We start from the raw sequence: 25,642 nt of genomic DNA, 5'->3' as shown, positions 1-25,642 counted from the left end.
CTGGCAATGATGATGAAGCAATACCTGCAAGTGACCAAGCCGGGCATCATCTTCGGTAACCTCATCTCGGTTATCGGGGGATTCCTGCTGGCCTCCAAGGGGAGCATGGACTTGCCCCTGTTCATTCTGACCATGGCCGGTGTATCACTGGTGGTCGCCTCCGGTTGCGTGTTCAACAACTACATCGACCGGGACATCGACTGCATCATGGAGCGCACCAAGAACCGTGCTCTGGTGAAGGGTCTGATCGCTCCCGGCGTATCGCTCTGGTACGCCACCGCGCTCGGCATTGCGGGCATTGCACTGCTCTATTGGGCGGCCAATCCGTTGGCCGCCCTGCTGGCGGTGCTGGGCTTCATTGTCTATGTGGGGGTCTACAGCCTCTACATGAAGCGTCACTCGGTCTACGGCACCCTGGTAGGCAGTCTCTCCGGCGCCGCGCCACCTGTCATCGGCTACTGTGCGGTGAGCGGTCAGTTCGACTCGGGGGCGCTGATCCTGCTGGCGATCTTCAGCCTGTGGCAGATGCCGCACTCCTATGCGATCGCCATCTTCCGCTTCAAGGATTATCAGGCGGCCAACATCCCGGTATTGCCGGTGGTGAAGGGGATCCCGGTGGCCAAGCTCCACATCACCCTCTACATCCTGGCCTTTATGGTGCCGACCCTGATGCTGTTCCTCGGCGGTTATGCCGGCTACAAGTATCTGGTGGTGGCCACCGCGGTAAGCGTCTGGTGGCTGGGGATGGCGCTGTCTGGCTACAAGCAGCTGGTGGATGATGCACTCTGGGCCCGCAAGCTGTTCATGTTCTCCATCGTCACCATCACTTGTCTCAGCGTGATGATGTCGGTGGATTTCCAACCGGAAGCAGCTCCCGTGCTGGTGAGCATGCTGCCCTGATAGTGTGACTTGCCCCCCTAAAATGCATGAAATCCAGAGCCGGGAACTTTCCCGGCTCTGTTATTATGGGGCCGCCCCGTCGGGCACTTTTCCCGTATATCGGGTGTGGCATGGCACCTGTCTGCCACCCCGTTGCTCTTCTTTTTCTCTGACCTATCGAGGCCATCATGAATGATTTCACCATGACGAGGGGCGAGCGCCGTGCCACCTGGGCGCTCGGCTCCGTCTTCTCGTTGCGCATGCTCGGCATGTTTATGGTGCTGCCGGTGTTGACCACCTACGGCATGTCTCTCGCAGGGGCCTCCGAGGCGCTGATTGGCCTTGCCATTGGCATCTACGGCATGACCCAGGCGCTGTTCCAGATCCCGTTTGGCCTGCTTTCCGACAAGGTGGGCCGCAAGCCCCTCATCGTCGGCGGCCTGCTGATGTTTGCTCTCGGTAGCGTGATCGCGGCGCTGACTCACTCCATCTGGGGGGTCATCCTCGGCCGCGCCCTGCAGGGGAGCGGCGCCATCTCCGCTGCCGTGATGGCGCTCTTGTCGGATCTCACCCGCGAGCAGAACCGCACCAAGGCGATGGCCTTCATCGGGGTGAGCTTTGGCATCACTTTCGCCATCGCCATGGTGACCGGTCCCCTTATCACCCATGCGCTGGGGCTCTCCGGCCTGTTCTGGTTGATCGCCCTTTTGGCGCTGGCGGGCATCGCCGTCACCCTCTGGCTGGTGCCGACTCCGAGCGACCACCTGCTCAATCGCGAGTCCGGCATGGTGAAAGGGGGGATGCGCACCGTGCTGACCAACCCGCGCCTGCTCAAGCTCAACTTCGGCATCCTCTGCGTACATACCCTGCTGATGTCGAGTTTCGTGGCGCTGCCGCCGCTGCTGGAGCGTGCCGGCTTGCCTCGCGACAGCCAGTGGCAGGCCTATCTGGTCACCATGCTGATTGCCTTCGTCAGCGTGGTGCCGTTCATCATCTATGCCGAGAAGCGCAGAAAGATGAAGCTTGTGTTCCAGATCTGCGTGCTGGTGATGCTCATCGCCGAGCTGGTGCTCTGGCAAAGCGGGCTGCAGCTGTGGGGCCTGCTCGCCGGCCTGCAGATCTTCTTCATCGGTTTCAACGTGATGGAGGCGCTGCTGCCATCCCTCATCAGCAAGGAGTCGCCCCCCGGCTACAAGGGCACCGCCATGGGGATCTACTCCACCAGCCAGTTTATCGGGGTGGCCATCGGCGGCAGTCTCGGTGGTTTGCTCTACAGCCTGGGTGGCGCCTCGCTGGTGTTTGGCGGCTGCGCCGCACTGGCGCTGCTCTGGCTCGGGGTCAGCCTCACCATGCAGGAGCCCCCTTACGTGAGCAGTCTGCGCATCGTGCTGCCGGAAGGGGTGGAGGCCAATACGGCTCTGGAGCAGAAGATCCGCGCCTGCGACGGGGTGAGCGACGTGCTGCTGGCTGCTTCCGAGCGCTCTGTCTATGTCAAGGTGGACAGCAAGCGCATCAGCCGTCGGGATCTGGAGCTGCTGGTCATCGACGGCTGGCACTGATCGCGCTAAGCTCGGTTCGGATCTGCAACTACTTGTTTTTGAAAACAGTCTGGAGGCGAAATGAACTGGTATATCTCGGTACTCAAGCAATATGCGGTATTCAGCGGGCGGGCCCGTCGCACCGAATACTGGATGTTCGTGCTCTGCAACGTCGTCTTCATGCTGCTGGTGGGGATGGTGGATCGCTTGATTGGCAGCGACAAGGAGATCCTGAGCTCTATCTACTCGCTGGCAGTATTGATCCCGTCCCTCGCCGTGGCGGTGCGCCGTCTGCATGACACCGACCGCAGCGGCTGGTGGCTGCTGATCGGCCTTATCCCCGTTATCGGCACCCTGGTGCTTATCTACTTTATGGTCTGCAACGGCCAGCAGGGGCCGAACCGCTTCGGCGATGATCCCAAAGCGGGCCCCTCGCAGGGCTTTATCGCCAGCTGACAGGTGTGGTGAAACGTACAAACGAAAGAGGGAGGCAAGATGCCTCCCTCTCTGTTTCAGTGACTTGGGCTGATTGCAGGTTCGTTAGCGTTCAATCAGCGGCGCCGAGCGGTAGCTCCACATGCCGTAGGTTCGCAGCACATCGCGGTAGATGCCGAGCTGCTCGCTCTGGCTCACGCTTGCCAGATCCTCGAGCGGCTTGTCGGGGAAGCTGACGCTCACCACCTGCAATCCGGCAGGGCCGGTCTGGTCGCAGGCGGTTTCAAGCACCGCCTGACCGCGGCGGACATGGCTGGCGGAGCTCACCAGCACCGCATAGTTGATCTGGTGGCGGGCGAGGGCATAGGCGCTGTAGAGACCATTTTCCACCGTACTGGTGGCGTAGTTCTCCTCGATGAGGCGGCTGCGGTCGATGCCGTGATTGGCCAGCCAGTCGGCCATCAGCTTGCCCTCGGTCTGGTGGTTTTGCGGCACCCCGCCGGTCAGGATGATGAGCGAATCGGGATCCGCCTTGGCGAGCTTGAGAGTGGCTTGCAGTCTGCCCAGCAGGATCCGGTCCATGGTGCCGTCGGGGTTGAGGGCATAACCCAGGGTGACGATGGCGCGTTTACCCTCTTTGCTTGCCTTGAGCTGATCCTCGGTCAGCTCGGCCTGCAGCGCCATGGTGGTGACCCGCTGTACCCTTGCGATGATCTTGTCCAGATCGGCGGCGCGCCCGCCGTTGCGATCTGCCACCTTGGCCAGGGCAGTGCGCGACGCCTCCTTGTTGCCCTTCACCAGCTGCCAGATGGCGAGGTAGCTGTTGATGTCGAGGTCATCGGGGGCGACCGCCTGCGCCTGCTCCAGCAGCGAGATGGCGCGATCGATATTGCCGTTGTAGATCTGGGCGTTGGCCGCCGAGATGAGCAGGTCGGTGCGATAGGGTTCGAGTTTGTATGCCGCCAGCAGTCGGTTGGTGACCAGCTCCATGTTGCTCGGCATCTTGGCGGTAAAGCCGGCGTGGGAGATCTTGGCCGGCGATTTGTAGATCTGCTGCGCTTCGGCCAGCAGCATGTCCACTACCTGGCGCTTGCTCACCAGGGTATTGAGGTCGCTCTCTATCTGCATCGAGCTTTCGGCCGCCTGCAGGGCGAGGGGGGAGAGAGCCAGCAGGCCGCTCAGCGTCAGGGCGAGAAGGGTCTGTTTCATCGAAGATTCCTCGGTCGGGCTGATTGCCACTGCGCGTCGCCAGTTGGCAGCGCCAAGCAAAGTCGCGTCAATTCAGTCGGTTAGTACCAAAACAGGCGGGCAATATAGCAGTTATCTGGGCGCCAAACTGTGAGTCGGGGCGAGTCGTGGGGGATGAACCGCGTTCCCGGCTGCTCTTCCAGAAGGGCAGGGGGAGCGGTTTTCCCCCTGCCATCGGGAGCATTGGCCCCCCAACCTATCTGTTAACTGTATAGGTTGATTCTCAATCTATCTAACTTTGAGTTAGTTCCACATCGGGGAGACATGCGCTTCCAGTGTCTCCTGCTGCTCTTCGGGCATATCGCTGAAGAAGTTGAGGTGAGTCTGCTCCTCCACCTCACGCACCGATACCCGGTAGTCGGCGATCTTGTTAACGGGAATATCCTGTTGCGGCATGATAAAGGCGATGGCCTGCAGTTTGGCCGGATCCATCACGATCTTGTAGTAGGCGCTCGGGATCGTCACACCCTGACCGATGGACTCTTCAGAGCCGGTAAAGATGGGGCCGGTGATGACCTGTACATCCTTGCGGCTGATAGCCCATTGGCGTGCCTTCTCCTCCAGAATGCGCCACGCCTTCTGGTTGAGGGCTGGCAGCTGGGGTGTCATGTTGGTCAGCAGGAAGCTCTGCTTCATGGTGATATCGGTGGCGGCCATGTCGGCCGCGGGAGCCTGATGGCCACGGTCGTAGCCAGATCCCTTGTAGTCCGACAGGGTTGCGCGATAGGCGACCGGCACCTCCTTGTCCTCGGCAAAGGCATCCTTGCGCTTGATCTTGCCCTGTGCGCTCTGGGCGGTCATCCGGTAAGACACCCACTCGGAGACCTTGTGGTCGTAGTTGTAGCCTGCGGCATAGCCGTCGCGGCACAGTTTCTGATCCGCTTCGGAGGGGGTGCCAAAGCGCATGTGTTCCCCGCAGACAAAGCCCGCAGCAAAGAGCGGTGCAGTGCCGAGGGAGAGGGTGACAGCCAGAACCAATTTATTGATTTTTATCATTTTTGTGATGCTCCAGTTTAGTAGGCAGCATCATTTGATACACATCTAGAAGGAGCTTCAATTGCAGCTTGATGACACTTTCCGGATTTGTGACGTCTCGCCAAGATCTGTCGCGTGGATGGCTAATGTGTTTTAAATCAACGCCTTTCGCCATGAGATGATGGAGAGTTGATTGAGGCTAAAAACAAGGGGCCCACAGCGGGCCCCTTGTTTGGGTACAAGATTGCGAGGGTCAGTCGGCTCAGGCCGCCTGCTCTCCCTTGTCTGCCAGCGTGCGGGCCAGCAGTGCTTCCGGGTTGTGGATCGCCTCCTTGGTCTTCACGTCGATGACCTCGATATCGGTGAAGCGCTCGCGGTTCTTGATCGCCACGTCGTGGGCGAAGATGACGCAGCGGGCGTTGGCGACATCCTTGGCGGTGATGCGGTTGATGATGCCGTTGGCGCCCTGGGTTTCGACCTTGATCTTGATCCCCTGCTTGGCGGCGGCCTTCTGCAGGCTTTTGGCGGCGAGGAAGGTGTGGGCTACGCCGGACGGGCAGGCGGTGATGGCCAGTACGTCCGCTTCACCTTCCGCTTCAATCACCTGATAGTCGCTATCTGTGGTGGTGACCTCTTCCTCTTCACTCACCGGTTTTTTCAGAATGTTGACGATGACGGCTGTGGTCAGGGCGCCGAGGATGGTGCCGAGGATATAGCCCATCTTGCCTTCCACCACCGGCAGCACAATCCAGCCACCCCAGGGGGCGTGGTTGATGCTGTGCATCATAAAGCCGGTGATGTTGCCGACGATGCCGCCTGCCACGATGGCCGGGATAACGCGGACGGGGTCAGCGGCGGCGAACGGGATGGCCCCTTCACTGATACCGATCATGCCCATGATGGCGGCCGCTTTGCCGGATTCACGCTCCTCTTTCTTGTAACGCTTCGGAGACATGAAGGTGGCCAGTGCCATGCCCAGCGGCGGCACACAGATGGCGATACCGACGCCGCCCATCAGCCAGGGCTGGGTGTTGACCTGAGTCTGGGCAAACAGGGTAGCAACCTTGTTGACCGGGCCGCCCATATCGAAGGCGGTCATGCCACCCAGGATGGCACCCAGCATCACTTTACCTGAGCCCGCCATGCTGGAGAGCCAGTGGTTCATCCCTTCCATCATGGCGGCGATCGGGGCGCCGATCCCCCACATCACGATGCCGCACACCAGGAAGGTACCGATCAGCGGGTAGATGAAGATGGAGCCAAGGGAACTCATGGAGTCCGGCAACTTGATCCGTTTGAGCTGATTGACCACGAAGCCGGCGATAAAGCCCACCAGAATGGCGCCGAGAAAACCGGTCTGATAGTGCTGAACGGCAATCCAGGAGCCGATCATGCCAGGCGCCAGACCCGGTTTGTCAGCCAGCGAGTAGGCGATGTAGCCGCCCAATACGGCAGTAAACAGGGTCAGGCCGGCGATACCCATGGTGGCCATGTCTTTGAGGAAGCCCGTTTCCGGCACCGCGCCTTTACCGCTCATCATCACCGACAGCGACAGCAATACCCCGCCCGCCACGATAAAGGGGATCATGTGGGAGGTACCAAACAGCAGGTGCTGCTTCATGGTGTTGAGGCGATCCTTGAAGGTGCGCTCGGTGGGTTCAACCTGTGTAGTGGCTGCCGGTTTGGCGGTCGGGGCCGGTTTTGCAACGCTCGGGCCTTGAGTGAGCAGGGCCAGCGCCTGTTCTGTGGTGGAGGCTGCCTTCATCTGCTCGATAAAGCCCGGCTCCAGCAGACGGGTCGAGAGCTCGGCCAGCACCTCGATGTGGTGGTTGGCGCCGCCATCCGGGGAGGCGATCATGAATATCAACTGGGTCGGTTTGCCATCTTCGGCACCGTACTCGATCCCTTGCTTGCTGACACCGATGGCGATAGCCGGGCGACTGACTGCCGCGCTCTTGGCGTGGGGCAGGGCCACCCCCTGCTCGAACCCGGTGCAATCGAGTTGCTCGCGGGCCCAGACATCTTTGACAAATTGCTCTTGGTCAGAGACGGCGCCATCGCGCGCCAGCATCTGCGCCATCTCGTCGAACAGGGCCTCCTTGCTGGTGGCCTTCAGCTCCAGACAGATAAGTCTGCCGTTGGTTATGGTGGGTAACATTGCACTCTCCTGGCTCCGTTCCTGAGCTCGCTGGGTGGGGATTGGGTTGACTGGAATATTGTTCTCCCGTTGCCCCCTCGTCGAAATCGGACAAATGTGCCGTTTACTGGATTTTTGTGTGACATCCTCCGCCCTGTGACCCTGCTCGCAATTTACACAGCCTTGGGTTTAACCATGATGAATCAGTAAAACCATTTATAAACAATGACTTGATTTGCCATTCATTATTAATCTCTGTTTGAGTGACGCCATTCTTGCAATCCTGCAGATGGAGATTTGTGTGAGTGGGACAGCCATAAAAAGTGTGAAGAGAGCGGCAAAAAACAGGATTTGGGTGAGGGTCCCGCTGAGCAATGTCGTGACGAGAGTGAGGAGCAAAGGGAGGGGGAGAGAGTGATGACCAGCCCAAATATTCGATTGGTTCAGCTAAAAGCAATCGTTTATTTGATTGGGCAGTTGGCGGGATCCGGTTGTCGAAACAGGTGATACATTGGCCAAGTGCCGTCAGCCCTGAGTCGCGTTCAACATGTGTGACTCGCTAAAACAAGGAGATATTCTGATGGAAAAACTAGACCAAGAGGTCGACACCATGCGCCAGGAGCTGGAGCGTCAGCTGCAGCAGCAAGCCCACAACAAGTGGCAGGCGAGAGTCGATGCACTGCAGCAGGAGCGCTCCGGTGACTATCAGGAAGAAGAGGTAGGGTAACCGCTCAATTTATCGTGTGAGCCGACAAGAGCCACAGTCCGGTTCTGCTATCGGCAACTCTGCGTAATAACGCAACCCCGCAGCGCTTGTACGCTGCGGGGTTGTTTATTTGGGGAACGCGTCAGATTGACTTGCCCTCGGGGAGTGGTCGTCAGATCCGGAACTTGCGCACCACATCCTGCAGCTGGCTTGCCAGCAGGTTGAGGTCGTTGCAAGCCTGAGCCATTTGCTTGGCGCCGGTGGCGACCTCTTCCGAGGCGTTGCTGATATTGACCACGTTGCGGTTGAGCTCCTCGCTGACAGCTCCCTGCTCTTCGGTTGCGGTAGCGATCTGGATGTTCATATGGGAAATGCTATTGACCGAGCTGCTGATCTCGCCAATGGCGGCACCCGCCTCGCGGGCTGTATGAACCGTCTCCGTCATCATATCCTGACTCTGCTGCATGGTGACGCCCGCTTCGTTGGCGCGCAGTTGCAGTTCGGAGATGATGCGATTGATCTGGGAGGTGGAGTCCTGAGTGCGTTTGGCCAGAGTGCGTACTTCATCGGCGACCACGGCGAAACCACGACCCTGTTCACCTGCCCGTGCGGCCTCGATTGCTGCATTCAGTGCCAGCAGGTTGGTCTGCTCGGCAATCCCCTGGATCACCTCAAGCACCATGCCGATATTTCGGCTGTCATCACCCAGCTGGCGGATTACCAGAGCCGTCTCTTCGATGGCGGTAGCCACTTTCTCGATCCTGCCGATGGAGTCATTGACGGTCTCGCTGCCCTGTGCGGCAGTGTCGCTGGCGGAGGTTGCTGCGCTGGCGGCGTCGTTGGTGTTGCGGGCAACCTCGAGTACCGTGGCCTGCATCTCGTTCATGGCGGTGGCCAGCTGGTTGAGCTCATGCTGCTGTGCCCCCATGTTGTTGGCCGATTGCAGTGCCACCGCGCTGATCTCTTCGGCTGCAGCTCCCAGCTGCACCACCGAGCCAGAGACCTCGTTGACCAGCATGCGAAGATTGGATTGCATCTCGTTGAATCCCTGGGCCAGTTTGCCCAGCTCGTCATGGGAGAAGCATTGCATATCGAGCTGGCTGGTGAGATTGCCTGCCGCCACCTGGCGGGTCTGCTCCAGCAGGGTCATCACCGGATTGCGGATCTGCCGGATCAGCAGCCAGGCCACAATAATCACGAACAGCAGGGTTAGCGCACCGATCGTAGTGCTCAGCAGTTTGGCTCGCTCATAGGAAGCCTCACTCTGTTTGGTCAGTTGATTGGCGACCCGATCGTTCTCCTTGCGTAGTTCCAGACCATCCTGTCCGGCCTGTTCAAGTGCTGTACGAGACTCATTTTTGATCAACGACTGCACCCGAACCATGTCGCCCTGTACGATGGCCGTTTGCAGGTTGTCATGGACGGAGAAGTATTTGGCTGCAGCAGCCTGCAGGTCGGCGAAGATATTGCGATCTTGTTCCGAGACAAAAGGCATAGATCCATACCGTTGTTCGGCGGCAGTGAACTGGTTTTTTGCCGCCTCGAAATTCTGTGTGCTGTTGCTGAGGGAGGCGGAATCATTACCCAGTGCATCGATCACCATGTTCAGCTCGGCACGGCGAGCATCCAGCAAGGCCACGTGCATCTGGCTGGATGCCCGGATGGAGGGGACAATATTATCAGTGACCTCGCTGGCATCACGGTAAATATTGGATAGTTGCGCAGTGGCAAACCAGGCAAACCCCAGCATCAACAATGCGAGAGTGGTAAACGCCATTATCAGCTTTTGCCCTATTGTCATTTTTGTCAGCATATGGCCTCTTGTATCTATCATTTTTCAAGGAAATCGATATGTGAATTTTTATATCGACCACGGGATGTGATACCTTAAAAATAAATCAAATAAAAGCGAGATTAATCACATGGGAAATGAAATGTTCATTTTCTGACATCAACCGTGTTTGGCTGACATGCCAAAAATAAATATCAGATCCATCAGTAGTCATTTTTATTCTTGATAGAACTATCTAGTTATTTTTGTCGAATCACTTTGTATTTTTAAATCCAGCGTGGTCATGGCTATCAAGTTTTGTTGTGGTTTTTCTTTTTAATTCAATGGCTTTGTGTTTTTGGATTGCTGATGGGCATTGGCTGGTCATGTCCGTTTGACACTATTTATCTGCTAAGTGAAATGACGGCGAGCAGGTTTTGGTAAATCAAAAGAGAACTCTTTCATTTCACTGAGGCTTGCTTCGTGGTTGTACCGTCATGACATATGACGACATCTATTAAATGGCATGAAAAAATGCATCGGCGAGCTATCTCCATGGTGATTTTGGTTCTTATTGGAACCGATAAATAAAAGAGATAAGGAGTGCACTATTATTTTTCTCTCCTCATATTATCCAGATGATCCGGATATCATTCCTGTTTGAGCGGACGCCCAATATTTTCCTCCAGCAGAGTGAGCTTTCTGAATCAGGAGTTAATCAAGCACTGACGGCCAGTGGGAAGCGCAGCAGGGTTGAGTTTAGTGTGAGGTTCAAGGAGCGATGGCGGAGCCGAGCCGCCAAAAGAGAGTAAGCAGAGGAGAGGCATACCGAAAAACTGAGCGGCTTGCCAAATAGTTCATATATGTTGTGTGAGGGATAGGGAATATCAGCCCCTTTTCATTGAGCGCCGGGAGCGCTGGCCTTACCCCACAGCCCTTCCGTGGCTATTTATTGTTGCCCGCCATCATTTTGCAACTGCCACTGCTGCAGCTGCTTTTTAAGAGAGCCTTCGCCCGGGGGGATAAAGTCGTCGAGCAAAAAGCAGCGTTGATCGCCCGATTTTTGCAGCTGGAGGGTGACCTCCTGCGGCTCCTGCCGGGTATCTGTCATCGCCAGATGATATTGCATGGTCACGGCCACCGTGCTGTCGCTGCTGCTGGTTGCACTGAAGGTGATGGGCTCAACCACATCACCATCCTGCGCGTTGGTCCAGGGATCGGCATCAATGGCGCACACCTCCCCGTCGGCATTGCACTCGGCCTCGCGGCTCAGCACGCTGAAAAAGTCCGGGGTCAGCAACTCTTTGATCCTGGCTGGATCGGTGTAATAGAAGTTCCGGTGATGCTCCCAGAACGCCTTGGCATGCTTGATGGCAACGCCGTCATCGCAAGCGGCATAAACCGGGTTGCCCAGCAGTGCCAGCAGCAGTGCAGTGCCGGATTTCATGGTGTGGCTCCTGACCTGTGCCGGTTGACGAGGAAGGGTCATGGCGGTCTCCGGAAAAAGGGGGTGGTTAAACGGGCATCATAGTCAACGCTGGGCGCAGCGAAAGAGGAATGTGGTGAATTTATGCTGCACATCAAGAATTTTGGCAGTAAAAGTCGTATCCGAATGGAGTCTGCTTTTCTGCGGAAAACTGCGCAATGAACTGATTCGCAAGAAAAAGGGCCATCGATGATGGCCCCTTCGTTTATTCGGTAATGGCGTTTGCGCCTTAGCTGCGGTTGCCGGCGCGAGCGACCCGCCCTTCGGCCAGCAGCTGGTAGCTGCCGGTGGCGGCCGGGATAAAGGCAGACTGGCCCTTCTCGAGACGCAGCGTCTCATCACCGCGCTTGAGGATCACGGTGGCATCGATGGCAAACAGGATCTCGGCGCTGGCGGTAGTGAGCTGGTGCTCGCCAGCCGGATAGACGCTGAAGGTGAAGTCAGGTACCGGTACCTCGAAGTGCTGCACCGATCCTTCAACATGGGGAGCAAGCAGGATCTGGTCGTCCGGTTTGGCCAGGCAGCGGGTACAGTCCAGCAGTTCTGCCACATCGATGTATTTGGGGGTGAGGCCGGCACGCAGCACGTTGTCCGAGTTGGCCATGATCTCGAGGCCGGTGCCGCGTACATAGGCGTGCGGGGTGCAGGCATCGAGGAACATCGCCTGCCCGGGCTTGAGGGTCACCACGTTCAGCAGCAGCGGCGAGAAGAGGCCGACGTCGCCCGGATACTGGGCCGCCAGACTGGTTATGAGGGCAAAGGTCTCCTCATCCTGATGCTCGCTGGCAAAGGCCAGCAGTCCCGCCAGCGCCTCCTCCTTGCGCGCCCCTTCCAGTACCAGCAGCTGGTGGAAGAAGTGCTGCAGGCCCGCTCCATTCTGGCTGGCGGCAAGGGCTGCGGTCAGCTCGGCGATGACCGGCAGATTGACCCGCTCGAACAGCGCCAGAATGGCCGGGATGGCGCGAAAGCCGTTCATTGCCTGATAGGGGGTGAGGGCAAACACCAGCTCGGGTTTGTGGTTCGGGTCCTTGTAGTTGCGATTGCTCGCCTTGATATCGATGCCGGCGGCCTCCTCTTTGGCAAAGCCCGCTTCGGCCTGAGCCTTGCTCGGGTGCACCTGAATGGAGAGGGCCTTCTCGGCGCACAGCACCTTGAACAGGAATGGCAGGCTGCCAAAACGGGCGAGGGTAGCCTCACCCAGCACGGCGGCGGGGGCGCGCTCGATCAGGGTCGAGAGCTTCTGGGTCTGGCCCGCCACGACTACGTCGGAGCAGCCGTTGGGGTGGGCGCCCATCCAGAGCTCGGCCTGGGGTTTGCCCTCGGGATTGGCAATGCCAAACAGGGTGGTGAGGGAGTCATGACTGCCCCAGTCATAGCCTTGAATCGGGTTTTGCATCAACAGAAAGGAGGGCAGATCGCTACTGCTCATAAGGGACGCCTCGTCTAGTTTGAAGAAAATCGGGTGCAGAAAAGGGTGGCATTGCTGCTGTGGACCGGACTATAACATGGGCGGTCGTGCGCGCCGCAACCGCTTGCCTCTCTCTTGATCAGGATCACCATGTCTCTCATCTTCAACCAACTGCTCGACGGAGCCCTGAGCGAACAGGTTCCATTTGACCAAATCTGGTTCGCCAGTGAACAGGGGGTGCCCCCCGGTTTCAGCTATCAGGTCAATTTTCCCCGCCTCGAACTGGTGTTCAGCGGCGAGTATCTCAACCAGATCTGGGACATGGAGGAGGGGGTCAGGGAGATCAGCGTATTGCCGGGACAGGCGCTCTATATTCCCCCCAACGGCTGGAACAAGCCGCTCTGGACCACCGACTGCTCGGTGTTGAGCCTGCTCTTTGGCAAGCGCCAGCTCGGCTTCAGTCTGGTGAGCAAGCGACGGGAAGACCCCGATTTTTTCGATGTGCAAAAGCACAGCATCATGGCCCGGGCCGGCCACGTCATCGAACACATACTGGCTGCGCTCAACGTGCTGGCCGAGGATCCCGGTCGCTCCCCCACCGACGACCATCTGCTGCAGGCGTTGTTGTCGAGTGCTCGGCAACTGCTGATCGCCTCTGCCACAGATCGACCGCGGGGGGCAGATCTCTTCCACGGGATCTGCATCTATATCCAGGAAAATTTTCACCGCCCCATCACTCGCGACTCCATCGCCCACCGCTTCAACGTCTCGGCCAGCCACCTCTCGCACCTGTTTCGCGAGCAGGGCCATATGCGCCTGGCCGATTACATCAGCTGGGTACGGATCGATCGGGCCAAATTCATGCTGAAAAAGTACCGTTTTCGCCTTGAAGAGGTGGCGAGCCGTTGCGGTTACAGCGACGTGAATTACTTTTGCCGGGTGTTCAAACAGAAGACGGGATTGACCCCAACCCAGTATCGTTCCCTGAGCCAGCCCCAGAACCAGAGTCATGAGCTGGCGTGATAAAAACGGGGGCCGAAACAGGGCGCGGCCGGGATGCAATCGCCACTGTCAAAGAGGGGCTACCTCTTTGGTCTGACATGCGAGCTCGCCATTTTATTATGAAAATGAATGGGCTAAGATGGCCGCGCGCAACAAACAAGTTGATAACAAACGGAAGTTAGGAGATGCCGATGGAAAGCAAAGTAGTTATCCCGACCCAGGGCCAGAAAATCACAGTCGACGCCAGCGGCAAGCTGCAGGTTCCCAACCATCCGATCATTCCGTTTATCGAAGGGGATGGCATCGGTGTTGACGTAACCCCGGCCATGTTGAATGTGGTGAATGCTGCGGTCGAGAAAGCCTACAAGGGCGAGCGCAAGATCGCCTGGATGGAGATCTACACCGGCGAGAAGTCGACTCATGTCTATGGCGAAGGTGCCTGGCTGCCGGCTGAAACCCTCGATTTCATTCGCGAATACTGCGTGGCCATCAAGGGCCCGCTGACCACGCCGGTCGGTGGCGGTATCCGCTCTCTCAACGTGGCTCTGCGTCAGGAGCTGGATCTCTACATCTGCCTGCGCCCGGTGCGTTACTACGACGGCACCCCGAGCCCGGTGAAGCGTCCTGATCTGACCGACATGGTGATTTTCCGCGAAAACGCCGAAGACATCTACGCCGGCATCGAATGGAAGGCCGACAGCGCCGAAGCGAACAAGGTGATCGCCTTCCTGCAAAACGAGATGGGCGTGAAGAAAATTCGCTTCCCCGAGTCCTGCGGGATCGGCATCAAGCCGATGTCCAAGGCCGGTACCGAGCGTCTGGTGCGTGCCGCCATCGAGTATGCCATCGACAACGATCGCGACTCCGTGACTCTGGTGCACAAGGGCAACATCATGAAGTTCACCGAAGGTGCGTTCAAGGATTGGGGTTATGCTCTGGCCCAGAACGAGTACGGTGCCCAGCTGATCGACGGCGGCCCCTGGTGCTCCTTCAAGAACCCGAAAACCGGCAAGACCATCGTCATCAAGGATGTCATCGCCGACGCCTTCCTGCAGCAGATCCTGCTGCGTCCGGCCGAGTACGACGTTATCGCCTGTATGAACCTCAACGGTGATTACATCTCCGATGCGCTGGCTGCTCAGGTTGGCGGTATCGGTATCGCACCGGGTGCCAACATTGGTGACGGCGTGGCTCTGTTCGAGGCAACTCACGGTACTGCACCGAAATATGCCGGTCAGGACAAGGTTAACCCGGGCTCGCTGATCCTCTCCGCCGAGATGATGCTGCGCCACATGGGTTGGGTCGAAGCGGCCGATCTTATCATCAAGGGGATGGAAGCGGCGATCCGCAACAAGACCGTCACCTATGACTTCGAGCGTCTGATGGAAGGTGCCACCCTGCGCTCCTGCTCCCAGTTTGCTCAGGACATGATCGACCAGATGTAATGTCTTCTGCTTGCCAGAAAAGACAAAACCGGCGCCAGAAGCGCCGGTTTTTCTTATCTCGAATGAGTGAAGAGGATCAGATGTTGGCCGCAGCCAGATACTTGGCCATCTCCTCGGCCGGGACCATGCCGCCGCCGGTGGCCCACACCAGATGGGTGGCGCGGGCCATGGTTGCCGCGTCCAGTCCCTGCGCAGTTTGCCATGCCGGATCGGCCGCTACTCGCCACGGGCCAGCCATGCCGGCCAGCGCAGAGGGTTCCAGCTTGATCCGCTCATCGCGCGCCAGCAGTCCCAGCAGGTCATACATCTCCTGATCGCTCAGGGTGTAGAAGCCCGCCAGCAGCCGCTCCATGGCGCGGCCGACGAAACCTGAGGCGCGCCCCACCGCGAGGCCATCGGCTGCGGTAAGGTTGTCGATGCCCAGATCCTGCACCGCAATGGCATCGTGCAGCCCGGTGTGAACCCCCAGCAGCATGCAGGGGGAGTGGGTCGGCTCGGCAAACAGACAGTGGACATGATCACCGAACGCGAGCTTGAGACCAAAGGCCACCCCGCCCGGGCCGCCGCCTACGCCGCAGGGCAGGTAGACGAACAGCGGGTGGTCGGCATCCACCTTGATGCCCATTTGGTCGAACTGCTTTTTCACCCGCTCGCCCGCCACCGAGTAGCCGAGGAACAGGGTGCGGGAGTTCTCGTCATCGATAAAGAAGCAGTTGGGATCGCGCTCGGCCTCTTTGCGCCCCTGTTCTACCGCAACCCCGTAATCTTCGGCATATTCGACCACAATGGCGCCATGTTCACGCAGTTTGCGTTTTTTCCACTCCCGCGCGTCGGCAGACATGTGGACGGTGACGGTAAAGCCCAGCTTGGCGCTCATGATGCCGATGGACATGCCAAGGTTGCCGGTGGAGCCTACCGCGATGCTGTACTGGCTGAAGAACTGGCGGAACTCGTCGCTAAAGAGCTTGCGGTAGTCATCCTCTTCTCGCAGCAGACCGGCTTTGATGGCCAGCTGCTCGGCATGGGCCAGCACCTCGTAGATGCCGCCGCGCGCCTTGATGGAGCCGGAGATGGGCAGGTGGCTGTCTTTTTTCAGCAGCAACCTGCCGGTGACTTCAACACCGTAACGCTGGTTGAGCGTGGCCTGCATCGCCGGAATAGCGGCGATGTCGGACTCCAGAATACCATTGCTGGCGCGGGTCTCGGGGAAGGCTTCGCACATGTAGGGGGCGAAGCGGGCCAGCCGAGCGGAAGCGTCCGCCACATTGTTGTTATCGAGCCCCACATAGGGCAGACCGGCAGCCAGAGTGGTGGCGTTGGGGTTGAACCAGGTGACTGGCTCAAGCGCGATCAGGGATTGCACCAGTGGAAATTGCGCTGTGAGCTTTTGTACGTCGATGTTTTTCATAGTGTTCTCGGTCTTGTTACACGATAAAGGAGAGCAGGAAGGTACCGGCCAGCGCCATCAGGGAGGCGACAAAGGTGGCGGTGGTGTAGTACTTGAGCGTTTCGTTCAGGGTTGCGCCGCAATACTGCTTGACCAGCCAGAACAGAGAGTCAGTCACCATGGTGCAGCCAATGGCACCGGAGCCGATGGCCAGGGTCATGATCTCCGGGCTGATGTTCGGGTAGTGCACCATGATGGGGGAGACGATGGCGGTGGCCCCCATCCTGGCGACGGTGGCGGAGCCCACGGCGGCGTGCAGCACGATGGCAACCAGCCAGGCCAGCAGAATGGGGTGCATATCCAGCTGGGAGAGGATGGTGGCCAGGCTATCGCCCAGGCCACTTGCCTTGAGCACCCCGTTGAAGGCGCCACCCGCACCGATGATGAGCAGAATGTTGGCGATGGAGGAGAAGCACTCCTCGGTCTTGTTAAGCAGTCCCTCCATCTTCATTTGCTGGCGGATCCCCAGCACGTAGTAGGCGGTGAAGGCTGCGATAAACATGGCGGTGATGGGGTTGCCGATAAACTCCAGCACGGTGTAGAGGTGGCTGGCGTGATCCATGTTGAGCTCGGCCACTGTCTTGGCCAGCATCAGCAGGATGGGCAGCAGCACGGTAAAGAGTGAGGCGCTCAAGGTCGGGAGAGTTGCTTCATCGCGGGCCTTGATGTCTGCAAAGGCATCGGGTACCCCCTTGAACGGGAGCCGGTTGCCCAGCAGTTTGAGGAACAGGGGGCCGCCGATAAGGGAGGCAAAGAGGCCGACTGCCAGACCATAGACGATGACGGATCCCACATCGGCGCCCAGCTGATTGGTGACATAGAGGGCAGCAGGGTGCGGCGGTACGATGCAGTGCACGGCCATCAGGGCGGTGCAGAGCGGAATGGCCAGCTTGAGCAGCGAGGTGTTGGTCTTGCGGGCGATGGAGAAGGCCAGCGGGATCAGTAGCACCACGCCAACTTCGACGAACAGGGTGATGCCACATACCAGACCAACCAGCACCATGATGACATCCGGCGAAAGCCATCGGCATCTCTGCAGGGCGAGGCCGATGCGCTCCGCCGCGCCCGACACCTCCATCATCTTGCCGAGTATGGTGCCAAGGCCAATGACGGCGGCGAGAAAGCCGAGCGTGCCGCCAATCCCCTCTTCCATGGCGCTGACCATCTTGAGGGGCTCCATTCCCATCAGGGTGCCCACATAGAAGCTGGCCAGCAGCAGGGCAAGAAAGGGGTGGATCTTGCCCTTCACTATGGTGATCACGATAAGAACGATGCTACTTAGCAAGGTAGCGATGACCCATACCTCTGAACTCATACTGCGCCTCGACATCTGTTGTGTGTGATTGTTTATGCGCTATTGAATGAAAATGAGGCGGGGCTGACAAATGATGAAATCGACCACTTGGGTGAGCTGAGGTGATGCAAAATAGCCTTATTGGTCACATTTTCTGTAAATGGTGTTTATTGGGTCTTTTCATTGCATCTGGAAAGGGGGGCTGCGCGGTATGATGTACGTGAACCGGTGAGAGGAGTTTGAATGTATATCGCGGATCACTACATATCGCGCAACAAGCTGCTGAATGGCTACCAGCTGGCCAAGCTGCACACCTTCGAGGCGGCAGCGCGCCACGGCTCTTTTGCCATGGCGGCTGACGAGCTATCCCTCAGTCCCAGCGCCGTTAGCCACCGGATCAGCGCGCTGGAGGAGGAGCTGGGCTTTCAGCTCTTTGAGCGTTTCCATCGCAAGGTGGTGTTGACGGCGGAAGGGCAGCGGGTGTTCTGGGCGCTCAAGTCATCGCTGGAGTTCATCAATCAGGAGATCCTGGAGATCAGAAATCAGGAGCTTTCGGGCACTCTGACCGTCTATTCACGGCCCTCCATCGCCCAGTGCTGGCTGGTGCCAAGGCTGGCCGACTTCTCAAGACTGCATCCCCAGATCGAGTTGAACATTGTGACCGGCAACGAGAACATCAATCTGCACGGTTATGGCATTGATCTGACCCTCTACTTCGATGAGAAGGTACCGGAGCGGCTCGCCATCCACCATCTGATGGATGAGTACATAGTGCCGGTTTGCAGCCCCGAATATGCCATGCAACACAACTTGCTGGAGAATCCCGGCAACTTGCAGCACTGTCGGCTGCTGCACGATCGGCAGGCCTGGGGGTATGACTCCGATGGCGATGAGTGGGAGAGCTGGGCACGCCACCACGGAGTGAGCCTCGCAGAATGCCGGCTAAATATGGGCTTTGATCGCTCCGATCTCGCCATCATCGCCGCCATGAACCACGGGGGCATTGCCATGGGACGTAAGAATCTGGTGAGCAAGCGGTTGGCGCGCAACGAACTGGTGACCCCGTTTTCGGGTCGTGAGGTGAAGTGCGAGCAGCGTTACTACATTGCGACCCTGCCCAATCGCCAGTGTCCCAAGATCCAGGCGTTTATCGAGTGGGCGCAGCAAACGGCGCAAGAGACCGCATCGGCCTGATGAGGCCGGTTGCTGGAAACACAAAACAGGGGTTATTGGGGGAGGGGATAAACAAGCGCCTTGCAGCGCGGTGCTGCAAGGCGAATAGTCGAAGGATCAGGTGGTTCTTTCCAGATGGTGCTGGTAAATCTGCTGCCACTTGTCCAGCTCGGTCTCATCCCCTTGCTGCTGCCAGAACTCGCAGATGGAGCTGGCAAGCTCGGATGCCATGGCGTGGTCACCGTCGCGGCGGCTCATCAGATATTGTCCAAGCCAGCTTTGGTACTGTTTCATTGCACGATCTCCTTATCAATTTGACGATTGATACTGCGGCTGCGATGGCTCCACACCCTGAACGGGCCCGGTCGCAGGCACCTTGCGCCTTGTCTGCGGATCTCCCTGTTTTTCGCCGTTATAAGTGTCAATTCAGACAGATAGCGGTCGAGAAAGGAGCGAAGGTGTCAAAAATTGGCCACCACCTTATCACAAAAAGATGTGAAGATCAGGTTTTGGGGTCAATTGGGTTATAAAACGGGCGAGAATTGAGCCGGATAGCGACAGAAGGGGCCAGAAAGCTTGCGCCCCTCTCTTGTCTGTTGCGGGCTGTATGGTTGGAAAATTACTGAGTGAGGCGGCGTGCCTGCCAGTAGCGGCTGTTCCAGTAGACATTGTCGAGCCGCGAGCGGATCACCCCCTTGCTGGTGGAGGCGTGGATAAACTCCCCGGCACCGGTGTAGACACCCACGTGATACTGCTGCCAGCCGGTCTTGAAGAAGACCAGATCGCCGTGCTGCAGCCGGTAGCGATCGACGTGTTGGCCGATATTGGCCTGGGATTCGGTGGTTCTTGGCAGGTTGACCCCCAGCACCTGGTTGTAGGCGAGCTGGGTGAAGGCAGAGCAGTCGAGCCCGGCGCGGCTGGTGCCGCCCATCCGGTAAGGGACACCGCGCCACTGCTGATAGAAGCCGTCGAAGGCGCTGCTCTGGCGCGGAGGCGGCGGCTCAGGCGTACTGGAACAGGCGGCCAGCAGCAGGGTCAGCAGGATCAGCAGCAACGGACGGTACATCGGGGCACATTCTCCAGAACAAACGTGGCAAAACAGGTGCGACAGGACACGTTCGGCACGACAACTTTTCCATCATAAACAAGGTATTGGTCAGATACCTAGCTACATGTGACAAAAATGGTCGTTTTGTTGCAAAAAAACGCCAGCACGGTGGCTGGCGTTTGGGGTCTGGCGTCACAGGTCAGGAGGCGGGGCTGATCAGCGGCTTGAGCAGCTCGGCCAGCTTGTAGAAGGTCTGCACCCGGGTGGTGCTGGGGCGCCACACCAGCCCGATCTCGCGGTAGGGGTGCTCCCCCGGTAGCGGAATGGCCACCAGATCGGAGTTGTCGAGAATACCGGCATCGATGGCCATCTGGGGTAGGAAGGTGGTGCCAAGACCCGCCTCCACCATCTGCACCAGAGTGTGCAGGCTGGTGGCGGCGAACGGGTTGATCTTGCTCTTGTCCCGCAGCCGGCAGGCGCTCACCGCATGCTCGGTGAGACAGTGCTCCCGCTCCAGCAGGAAGATGCTCTGGTTGGGCAGCTCCTTGTAGTCGAACGGGGTGTGCAGACCGGCCGCCATGCTGGCGGGCATCACCATGTGGAAGGGATCCTGACCGACCGTCTTGCAGTGAAAGCCGCCAATCTCGATGGGCAGTGCGAGGATCAGCAGGTCGAGCTGACCCTGCTCAAGCTGTTTGAGCAGATTGCTGGTGGTATCTTCCCGCAGCAACAATTCGAGATCAGGATAGGCCTTGCTGCACTCTTTGAGCAGCTTGCTCAGGAGGAAGGGGGCAATGGTGGGGATGCAGCCGAGGCGCACTGTGCCCTGCATCACCCCACCCTGATTGAGGCCAAGTTCCATCAGATCCCGCGCATCGGAGAGCAAATTGCGAGCTCGCTCGACGATTTCCATGCCGACCGGGGTCATAATGAAGCTCTTGTGGTCACGCTCCACCAGTTGCAGGTTCATCATGTCCTCCAGCGTCTGGATCCCGGTACTCAGGGTCGATTGACTGACATGACAGGCCTTGGCGGCGCGATTGAAGTTTTTGTGCTCGTCGAGAGCAACCAGATATTGCAGCTGTTTGAGGCTGGGCCAACGTTGCATAGAAAAACCCGATTAATGCTATCTATTTAATTTGATTTACTAATCTACCACCGGGTATATAGTTTGTCGCTTGAATTAGACGGACTTGGCTCTAGGTAGCCCAATCCTGACTGGATTGTTCACTTCACATAAAGAGGAATTGAATATGGTATTGGTAGGCCGTCCCGCACCCGATTTTACCGCTGCAGCTGTTTTGGGTAATGGTGAGATTGTTGACACTTTCACCCTGTCATCCCACATCAAAGGCAAAGCTGCCGTTGTCTTCTTCTATCCGCTCGATTTCACCTTCGTTTGCCCGTCCGAGCTGATTGCCTTCGACCACCGCTATGAAGAGTTCCAGAAGCGTGGCGTGGAAGTGATCGGTGTTTCCATCGATTCCCAGTTCTCCCATAACGCATGGCGCAACACCAAGGTGGAAGATGGTGGTATCGGTCAGGTCAAGTACCCGCTGATCGCCGACGTCAAGCACGAAATCTGCAAAGCCTACGACGTTGAGCATCCGGAAGCCGGTGTTGCTTTCCGTGGCTCCTTCCTGATCGACAAGAACGGTGTTGTGCGTCACCAGGTTGTCAACGATCTGCCGCTGGGCCGCAACATCGACGAAATGCTGCGCATGGTCGACGCCCTGCAATTCCACGAAGAGCACGGTGAAGTGTGCCCAGCTCAGTGGGAAAAAGGCAAAAAAGGTATGCAAGCCTCTCCGGACGGCGTTGCCAAGTACCTGTCCGAGAACGCTGACTCCCTGTAATAGAGTTAGCTCTCTGCTTGAAAAACCGGTGCCAAGGCACCGGTTTTTTTATATCTGCAATTCATTGCTCCGATGTTCATAGCGCAAGGTCATGCGGGTCTTGCTCATTGCCCATGGCAGGAGCCCGGAATGACTGTGTCGGGCAAGAGATCGGGCGCAGTTCCCAGCAGGCCATGGCGCGTCGGGCCGCTATCTGGCGCTGAAATTGTTTCACCTACGCAACGGATATAAAGATTTCTCATCTTAATTTGCAACAATATGAGTCCGGGAGGGGGCAGAAGCGTCGCCGGAATAGGCGATAGTGAAGCGCCGTGTTGGCCCTTATCAGCAAGAGGATCGTGGGCAAGCGGCATGGCTGCGAGAGTTGGGCGGTGCGCAGTGGCTTGCCCGCAGAGAAATGCAAAGGATAAAAAAAGCGCGCCATGGGCGCGCTTGTTTGCGGGCATCAGCGGCTATTCGTCAAAGACGCCGAAGTGCTCCTTGGCGAAGTTGACCCGCTGCTCCACGTTCATCTTCACCTGACCCAGCTTCTCGATGGTCTTGAGGTTGGGCACCAGACCACGGCCGTTGGCGATTTGAATGGCCAGACCCGGGCGGGCGTTGAGCTCCAGCAGCATGGGGCCGCGGAACTTGTCGAGTACCATGTCGGTACCGATATAGCCCAGACCCGACATCTCGTAGCAGGAGGCGGCCAGCGTCAGCAGGGTATCCCAATGGGGCACCTTGAGCTCATAAAGGTCGAGGCCGGTATCCGGATGGTGGCGCAGCGGATTGCCAAACTGCACCGCCCGCAGGGCGCGGCCGGTACGCAGGCAGAGACCCACGCCCACAGCACCCTGGTGCAGGTTTGCCTTGCCATCGGAAGCCGAGGTGGAGAGGCGCATCATCGCCATCACCGGGAAGCCCTTGAAGATGATCACCCGGGCATCGGGCACCCCTTCAAACGAGTAGCCGTCGAACACGTCATCGAAGTTGATGAGGCCTTCGACCAGCGCCACGTCGGGCTTGCCGCCGAGCGAATAGAGCCCCGCCAGAATGTTGGAGACATGGCGCTCCAGATCCTGACCGTTGCTGGCACTGCCGTTGGGCTTGTAGAAGAGGCCATCTTCCTGACGCAGGATCACCAGGATCCCCTTGCCGCCGGAGCCGCGCGCCGGCTTGATGCAGAAGCCCGGCCAATCCTTGACCAGCTCGGTGATGCGACCCACATCGTGCTGGGCGCGGATGGTGCCGATCAGTTCCGGCACCGTGACGCCCGCATCCAGCGCGATACGCTTGGTCTGCAGCTTGTCATCCACCAGCGGATAGAGGCTGCGCGGATTGTAGCGGCTGATGTAGGAGTGGTTGCGCTTGTTCATGCCGAGGATGCCTGCCTGCGACAGGCTCCACGGGGTGGTGTACTTTTCCCAGAACCACATCTGTTACTTGTCCTTACCCGGGGTGGCACCGGAACGCATCTCGTCCACCAGCGGCTTGAAGCGCTTGAGCTCGCTCAGCTTGTAGCCGGTGTAGTTACCCATCAACAACACGGTCGCCATCAGTACCAGCTGCAGGCCGAGGAAGTTGAAGGTGAGGTGACGAATGAGCTCGTTATCCATGGCCAGATAGGCGATGACTGCCACCAGCAGGGAGCCGCCACCCTGGCGGAATACCTCTTTCGGACCCTCTTCTTCCCACAGGATGGACATCCGTTCGATAGTCCAGGAGAGGATGATCATCGGGAAGAAGGTGATCTTCATGCCGTCGGTCAGCCCCAGCTTGAAGGCGAACGCCGAGAAGACCCCGATCAACGAGATAACCATGATGATGATGGCCGATATCCGTGCGACCAGCAGCAGGTTGAGCCGCGATAGATAGGAGCGGATCACCAGACCGGTACCGACGATAAGCAGGAAGCCCACCAGACCGGTGATCAGCTGGGTCTGGATAAATGCGACCGCGATCAGCACCGGCATAAAGGTACCTGAGGTCTTGATCCCGACGATGACCCGCAGGAACACCACCATCAGTACGCCGATGGGGATCAGCAGCAAGCCCTTGAACAGGGTCTGCTCTTCCAGCGGCAGGCTGTGGATGGAGAAGTTCATCATCTCTGACTTTTCAAACTTCTGGGCCAGCGCCACGCTCACCGGTTGCTCCTGCTCGATCATCGAGAAGCTTACCTTGGAGTTGTGGCCGCCAGTCACATCCAGCAGTGAGCCGGAGTTGTATTCCCACAGCAGCAGGTTGCCAGGACGGCCCTGTTCGCCGGTCTGCGGGTTGAACAGCTTGTAGTCGGTCGGGCTGTTGAACACCTGCAGGTAATCGACCAGCTCCTGACGACGGCGACCATCTTCCAGGCTCAGGGCGTGGACGACGCGGGCCGGTACGTCAGCATTGTTGAGCAGCTCGGCGATCAGGTTGGCGCGGCTCTTGTGCTTTTTCAGCAGCTCGGCGTTCTGCTCCTGCTTCTCGATCTCCTTGATGATCTCGCGAGTCAGGGTGTAGCCGTCGGCAGAGCGCTCCTGGGCACGTTCCAGGATCTGCTTCATGGCGGTGGCGTAGGGCTCGCTCTCGATCTGCTTCTCGATGGCGGGCGGCTGCGGGTTGGCAGCCGGTTTGGCGTGGGCATCCGCCATCATGTCGACGCGGTAGTAGAGCTCCTGACGGCCGGAGGCGGTGCGGATCGACCACTCGGCGCGCGCATCGCCATCCTTCTCGACGAAGGAGAGGCCGTAGCCGGGGCTGGCGGCGTTTTCGTTCATCAGGGTAAAGCCGGGCTGGGTACCCGGAATGGCCAGGGAGGCGATCACCGGCTCACCGGTGGCTTCAAATTCCAGCTTGGCTTCGATAGACCAGATCTGGCGCTTTTCACCGGGCGTGAGCGGAACGTCCAACGCGATGTGGTGATAGATCGTCATCCCCAGGCCGACAATGTACAGCAGGGCTACCAGCAAATAGAACGGCTTACGGGAAACCATGGATTATTTCACATCCTTGAGCTTGGGTTTGGGTTGGATATATTCGCGGGCCACATCGACCACAGCGATATCTTTCAGGAATTCACGACCCAGCAGCACGGGGAAGGCCATGTCGCTACGATCTTTCAGGGTAAATTCGGCCTTCTCGGTCATGTCGCCGATGCGCACGGTCAGACGGACCACGGGACGGCGGTCGAGATCGTCGGCAGAGGCCTGACGTACCCGCACGTGGCGTACCAGCGGCGCTTCGATCTGGATCTTGTCGTCGGCGTCCTGATGGCTCAGCAGGAAGCGAACCCAGTTTTTGCCGTTGCGCTCGAAAATGGTGATCTCCTGAGCGCTGATGGAGGAGGTGGTCGCACCGGTATCGACCCGGGCCTGGAAGGCGTCATTGGCGGCATCCACCCAGATCCACTCCGCTTCACCCACCATCAGCTTGCCATCGATGGTGTGACCCTGATTGGGCACCGGACACTTCTCGGCTGGTACCGCCATCGGCTTGGGCGGCTCGGAGGGGAGGGCGGCGATCTTGTGATCTACTTGTTTGACGGACTCTTTCATATTGGTGACATCTGTATTGAGCTGAACCAGCAGGTGCTGTTGCTGCACATACTGCTTCTGTTGCTGCTCCATGGATGTTTGCAGGCGCTGCTCGCTCTGGCTCAGCTCGCTACGCAACTCGGCCAGTGTCAGTGCAGGAACCTGGGGCGCTTTTTCCATATTGACACACCCGCCGAGACTGAGCAGGGAGAGCAGGGTCATTCCTTTTAATTTGCTTTTCATGTCATTCATTTAACTGTGCTTCCTGGAATTGGGTCAGTGTAACTTCCACAG

22 protein-coding genes are annotated in these 25,642 nt (G+C 58.3%); 8 read left to right on the top strand and 14 right to left on the bottom strand.

What is annotated here, in order from left to right; all coding sequences use genetic code 11:
* The first annotated feature begins 6 nt into the window (after positions 1–6).
* The 3 genes from cyoE to AAHA41_RS03500 all read left to right on the top strand — a co-directional run bounded on the left by cyoE (position 7) and on the right by AAHA41_RS03500 (position 2,873).
* Positions 7–900: a heme o synthase gene (gene cyoE / locus AAHA41_RS03510; RefSeq protein WP_042031260.1), complete on the top strand. Its 894-nt coding sequence runs from the start codon at positions 7–9 to the stop codon at positions 898–900.
* A gap of 167 nt (positions 901–1,067) precedes the next feature.
* Complete coding sequence (locus AAHA41_RS03505; protein WP_201929512.1) at positions 1,068–2,438, top strand: MFS transporter; 1,371 nt, start codon at positions 1,068–1,070, stop codon at positions 2,436–2,438.
* A 60-nt stretch (positions 2,439–2,498) separates the two neighbouring features.
* Positions 2,499–2,873 carry a DUF805 domain-containing protein gene (locus AAHA41_RS03500; RefSeq protein ID WP_323070912.1) on the top strand — a complete coding sequence of 125 codons (375 nt, stop codon included), beginning with the start codon at positions 2,499–2,501 and terminating at the stop codon, positions 2,871–2,873.
* Between the two features lie 84 nt (positions 2,874–2,957).
* Here AAHA41_RS03500 and AAHA41_RS03495 read toward each other — a convergent pair whose 3' ends face one another.
* The 3 genes from AAHA41_RS03495 to AAHA41_RS03485 all read right to left on the bottom strand — a co-directional run bounded on the left by AAHA41_RS03495 (position 2,958) and on the right by AAHA41_RS03485 (position 7,233).
* Positions 2,958–4,061 carry an ElyC/SanA/YdcF family protein gene (locus AAHA41_RS03495; RefSeq protein WP_323070911.1) on the bottom strand — a complete coding sequence of 368 codons (1,104 nt, stop codon included), beginning with the start codon at positions 4,059–4,061 and terminating at the stop codon, positions 2,958–2,960.
* A 282-nt stretch (positions 4,062–4,343) separates the two neighbouring features.
* The gene (locus AAHA41_RS03490) at positions 4,344–5,096 is read right to left on the bottom strand and encodes a DNA/RNA non-specific endonuclease (RefSeq protein ID WP_323070910.1); all 753 of its coding nucleotides are present in this window, start codon (positions 5,094–5,096) and stop codon (positions 4,344–4,346) included.
* A 241-nt stretch (positions 5,097–5,337) separates the two neighbouring features.
* Positions 5,338–7,233, bottom strand: coding sequence for a PTS fructose transporter subunit EIIC (locus AAHA41_RS03485; RefSeq protein WP_323070909.1), 1,896 nt, complete (start codon positions 7,231–7,233; stop codon positions 5,338–5,340).
* Positions 7,234–7,792: 559 nt separating this feature from the next.
* Here AAHA41_RS03485 and AAHA41_RS03480 point away from each other — a divergent pair.
* Entirely contained in the window at positions 7,793–7,939 is a 147-nt protein-coding gene (locus AAHA41_RS03480; protein WP_165791294.1) for a hypothetical protein, read from the top strand.
* A 151-nt stretch (positions 7,940–8,090) separates the two neighbouring features.
* On the opposite strand, the gene AAHA41_RS03475 is transcribed toward AAHA41_RS03480, so the two are convergent.
* The 3 genes from AAHA41_RS03475 to manA all read right to left on the bottom strand — a co-directional run bounded on the left by AAHA41_RS03475 (position 8,091) and on the right by manA (position 12,604).
* Entirely contained in the window at positions 8,091–9,731 is a 1,641-nt protein-coding gene (locus AAHA41_RS03475; RefSeq protein WP_104014407.1) for a methyl-accepting chemotaxis protein, read from the bottom strand.
* A gap of 907 nt (positions 9,732–10,638) precedes the next feature.
* Positions 10,639–11,178: a hypothetical protein gene (locus AAHA41_RS03470; protein WP_323070908.1), complete on the bottom strand. Its 540-nt coding sequence runs from the start codon at positions 11,176–11,178 to the stop codon at positions 10,639–10,641.
* Positions 11,179–11,404: 226 nt separating this feature from the next.
* On the bottom strand, positions 11,405–12,604 hold the full coding sequence (gene manA, locus AAHA41_RS03465) for a mannose-6-phosphate isomerase, class I (protein WP_323070907.1): 1,200 nt from the start codon (positions 12,602–12,604) through the stop codon (positions 11,405–11,407).
* 129 nt (positions 12,605–12,733) lie between these two features.
* On the opposite strand from manA, the gene AAHA41_RS03460 reads away from it, so the two are divergent.
* The gene (locus AAHA41_RS03460) at positions 12,734–13,606 is read left to right on the top strand and encodes an AraC family transcriptional regulator (RefSeq protein WP_323070906.1); all 873 of its coding nucleotides are present in this window, start codon (positions 12,734–12,736) and stop codon (positions 13,604–13,606) included.
* Between the two features lie 170 nt (positions 13,607–13,776).
* Entirely contained in the window at positions 13,777–15,030 is a 1,254-nt protein-coding gene (gene icd, locus AAHA41_RS03455; RefSeq protein ID WP_033114311.1) for an NADP-dependent isocitrate dehydrogenase, read from the top strand.
* Between the two features lie 76 nt (positions 15,031–15,106).
* On the opposite strand, the gene AAHA41_RS03450 is transcribed toward icd, so the two are convergent.
* On the bottom strand, positions 15,107–16,438 hold the full coding sequence (locus AAHA41_RS03450) for a D-serine ammonia-lyase (protein WP_323070905.1): 1,332 nt from the start codon (positions 16,436–16,438) through the stop codon (positions 15,107–15,109).
* A gap of 16 nt (positions 16,439–16,454) precedes the next feature.
* A complete protein-coding gene (dsdX, locus tag AAHA41_RS03445; RefSeq protein WP_323070904.1) occupies positions 16,455–17,792 on the bottom strand; it encodes a D-serine transporter DsdX in 1,338 nt (445 codons plus the stop codon).
* Between the two features lie 222 nt (positions 17,793–18,014).
* Here dsdX and dsdC point away from each other — a divergent pair, with 222 nt between their 5' ends.
* On the top strand, positions 18,015–18,965 hold the full coding sequence (gene dsdC, locus AAHA41_RS03440; protein WP_323070903.1) for a DNA-binding transcriptional regulator DsdC: 951 nt from the start codon (positions 18,015–18,017) through the stop codon (positions 18,963–18,965).
* Positions 18,966–19,061: 96 nt separating this feature from the next.
* On the opposite strand, the gene AAHA41_RS03435 is transcribed toward dsdC, so the two are convergent.
* The 3 genes from AAHA41_RS03435 to AAHA41_RS03425 form a co-directional block, all read right to left on the bottom strand.
* On the bottom strand, positions 19,062–19,238 hold the full coding sequence (locus AAHA41_RS03435; protein WP_104014414.1) for a hypothetical protein: 177 nt from the start codon (positions 19,236–19,238) through the stop codon (positions 19,062–19,064).
* Positions 19,239–19,563: 325 nt separating this feature from the next.
* Positions 19,564–20,010 carry an NlpC/P60 family protein gene (locus AAHA41_RS03430; RefSeq protein WP_323070902.1) on the bottom strand — a complete coding sequence of 149 codons (447 nt, stop codon included), beginning with the start codon at positions 20,008–20,010 and terminating at the stop codon, positions 19,564–19,566.
* Positions 20,011–20,191: 181 nt separating this feature from the next.
* Positions 20,192–21,100: a hydrogen peroxide-inducible genes activator gene (locus AAHA41_RS03425; protein WP_042031235.1), complete on the bottom strand. Its 909-nt coding sequence runs from the start codon at positions 21,098–21,100 to the stop codon at positions 20,192–20,194.
* A gap of 145 nt (positions 21,101–21,245) precedes the next feature.
* On the opposite strand from AAHA41_RS03425, the gene AAHA41_RS03420 reads away from it, so the two are divergent.
* Positions 21,246–21,848: a peroxiredoxin C gene (locus tag AAHA41_RS03420; protein WP_033114317.1), complete on the top strand. Its 603-nt coding sequence runs from the start codon at positions 21,246–21,248 to the stop codon at positions 21,846–21,848.
* A gap of 452 nt (positions 21,849–22,300) precedes the next feature.
* Here AAHA41_RS03420 and AAHA41_RS03415 read toward each other — a convergent pair whose 3' ends face one another.
* From AAHA41_RS03415 to AAHA41_RS03405, 3 genes are read right to left on the bottom strand one after another with little or no spacing between them, the layout of a single operon-like run.
* Positions 22,301–23,266 carry an alpha-L-glutamate ligase-like protein gene (locus AAHA41_RS03415; RefSeq protein WP_033114318.1) on the bottom strand — a complete coding sequence of 322 codons (966 nt, stop codon included), beginning with the start codon at positions 23,264–23,266 and terminating at the stop codon, positions 22,301–22,303.
* A 3-nt stretch (positions 23,267–23,269) separates the two neighbouring features.
* The gene (locus AAHA41_RS03410) at positions 23,270–24,808 is read right to left on the bottom strand and encodes an inactive transglutaminase family protein (protein WP_042031232.1); all 1,539 of its coding nucleotides are present in this window, start codon (positions 24,806–24,808) and stop codon (positions 23,270–23,272) included.
* Positions 24,809–24,811: 3 nt separating this feature from the next.
* Positions 24,812–25,600: an ATP-dependent zinc protease gene (locus AAHA41_RS03405; RefSeq protein ID WP_033114320.1), complete on the bottom strand. Its 789-nt coding sequence runs from the start codon at positions 25,598–25,600 to the stop codon at positions 24,812–24,814.
* Positions 25,601–25,642 lie beyond the last annotated feature (42 nt).

The organism is Aeromonas sp. SER, from assembly GCF_038739615.1.
Lineage (GTDB): Bacteria > Pseudomonadota > Gammaproteobacteria > Enterobacterales > Aeromonadaceae > Aeromonas > Aeromonas jandaei.
Note: the sequence above shows the minus strand (reverse complement) of the source record. Positions and strands in the feature narration are given on the sequence as shown.

What these genes read in the sequence shown, in the direction of transcription:
- AAHA41_RS03410 (WP_042031232.1), bottom strand. Translation starts at nt 24,808, where the DNA reads ATGGTTTCCCGTAAGCCGTTCTATTTGCTGGTAGCCCTGCTGTACATT.
- AAHA41_RS03480 (WP_165791294.1), top strand. Translation starts at nt 7,793, where the DNA reads ATGGAAAAACTAGACCAAGAGGTCGACACCATGCGCCAGGAGCTGGAG.
- AAHA41_RS03435 (WP_104014414.1), bottom strand. Translation starts at nt 19,238, where the DNA reads ATGAAACAGTACCAAAGCTGGCTTGGACAATATCTGATGAGCCGCCGC.
- AAHA41_RS03430 (WP_323070902.1), bottom strand. Translation starts at nt 20,010, where the DNA reads ATGTACCGTCCGTTGCTGCTGATCCTGCTGACCCTGCTGCTGGCCGCC.
- AAHA41_RS03470 (WP_323070908.1), bottom strand. Translation starts at nt 11,178, where the DNA reads ATGACCCTTCCTCGTCAACCGGCACAGGTCAGGAGCCACACCATGAAA.
- manA (WP_323070907.1), bottom strand. Translation starts at nt 12,604, where the DNA reads ATGAGCAGTAGCGATCTGCCCTCCTTTCTGTTGATGCAAAACCCGATT.
- cyoE (WP_042031260.1), top strand. Translation starts at nt 7, where the DNA reads ATGATGATGAAGCAATACCTGCAAGTGACCAAGCCGGGCATCATCTTC.
- AAHA41_RS03490 (WP_323070910.1), bottom strand. Translation starts at nt 5,096, where the DNA reads ATGATAAAAATCAATAAATTGGTTCTGGCTGTCACCCTCTCCCTCGGC.
- AAHA41_RS03500 (WP_323070912.1), top strand. Translation starts at nt 2,499, where the DNA reads ATGAACTGGTATATCTCGGTACTCAAGCAATATGCGGTATTCAGCGGG.
- AAHA41_RS03485 (WP_323070909.1), bottom strand. Translation starts at nt 7,233, where the DNA reads ATGTTACCCACCATAACCAACGGCAGACTTATCTGTCTGGAGCTGAAG.
- AAHA41_RS03505 (WP_201929512.1), top strand. Translation starts at nt 1,068, where the DNA reads ATGAATGATTTCACCATGACGAGGGGCGAGCGCCGTGCCACCTGGGCG.
- AAHA41_RS03460 (WP_323070906.1), top strand. Translation starts at nt 12,734, where the DNA reads ATGTCTCTCATCTTCAACCAACTGCTCGACGGAGCCCTGAGCGAACAG.
- AAHA41_RS03405 (WP_033114320.1), bottom strand. Translation starts at nt 25,600, where the DNA reads ATGAATGACATGAAAAGCAAATTAAAAGGAATGACCCTGCTCTCCCTG.
- AAHA41_RS03420 (WP_033114317.1), top strand. Translation starts at nt 21,246, where the DNA reads ATGGTATTGGTAGGCCGTCCCGCACCCGATTTTACCGCTGCAGCTGTT.
- dsdC (WP_323070903.1), top strand. Translation starts at nt 18,015, where the DNA reads ATGTATATCGCGGATCACTACATATCGCGCAACAAGCTGCTGAATGGC.
- AAHA41_RS03450 (WP_323070905.1), bottom strand. Translation starts at nt 16,438, where the DNA reads ATGAAAAACATCGACGTACAAAAGCTCACAGCGCAATTTCCACTGGTG.
- AAHA41_RS03495 (WP_323070911.1), bottom strand. Translation starts at nt 4,061, where the DNA reads ATGAAACAGACCCTTCTCGCCCTGACGCTGAGCGGCCTGCTGGCTCTC.
- icd (WP_033114311.1), top strand. Translation starts at nt 13,777, where the DNA reads ATGGAAAGCAAAGTAGTTATCCCGACCCAGGGCCAGAAAATCACAGTC.
- AAHA41_RS03425 (WP_042031235.1), bottom strand. Translation starts at nt 21,100, where the DNA reads ATGCAACGTTGGCCCAGCCTCAAACAGCTGCAATATCTGGTTGCTCTC.
- AAHA41_RS03475 (WP_104014407.1), bottom strand. Translation starts at nt 9,731, where the DNA reads ATGCTGACAAAAATGACAATAGGGCAAAAGCTGATAATGGCGTTTACC.
- dsdX (WP_323070904.1), bottom strand. Translation starts at nt 17,792, where the DNA reads ATGAGTTCAGAGGTATGGGTCATCGCTACCTTGCTAAGTAGCATCGTT.
- AAHA41_RS03415 (WP_033114318.1), bottom strand. Translation starts at nt 23,266, where the DNA reads ATGTGGTTCTGGGAAAAGTACACCACCCCGTGGAGCCTGTCGCAGGCA.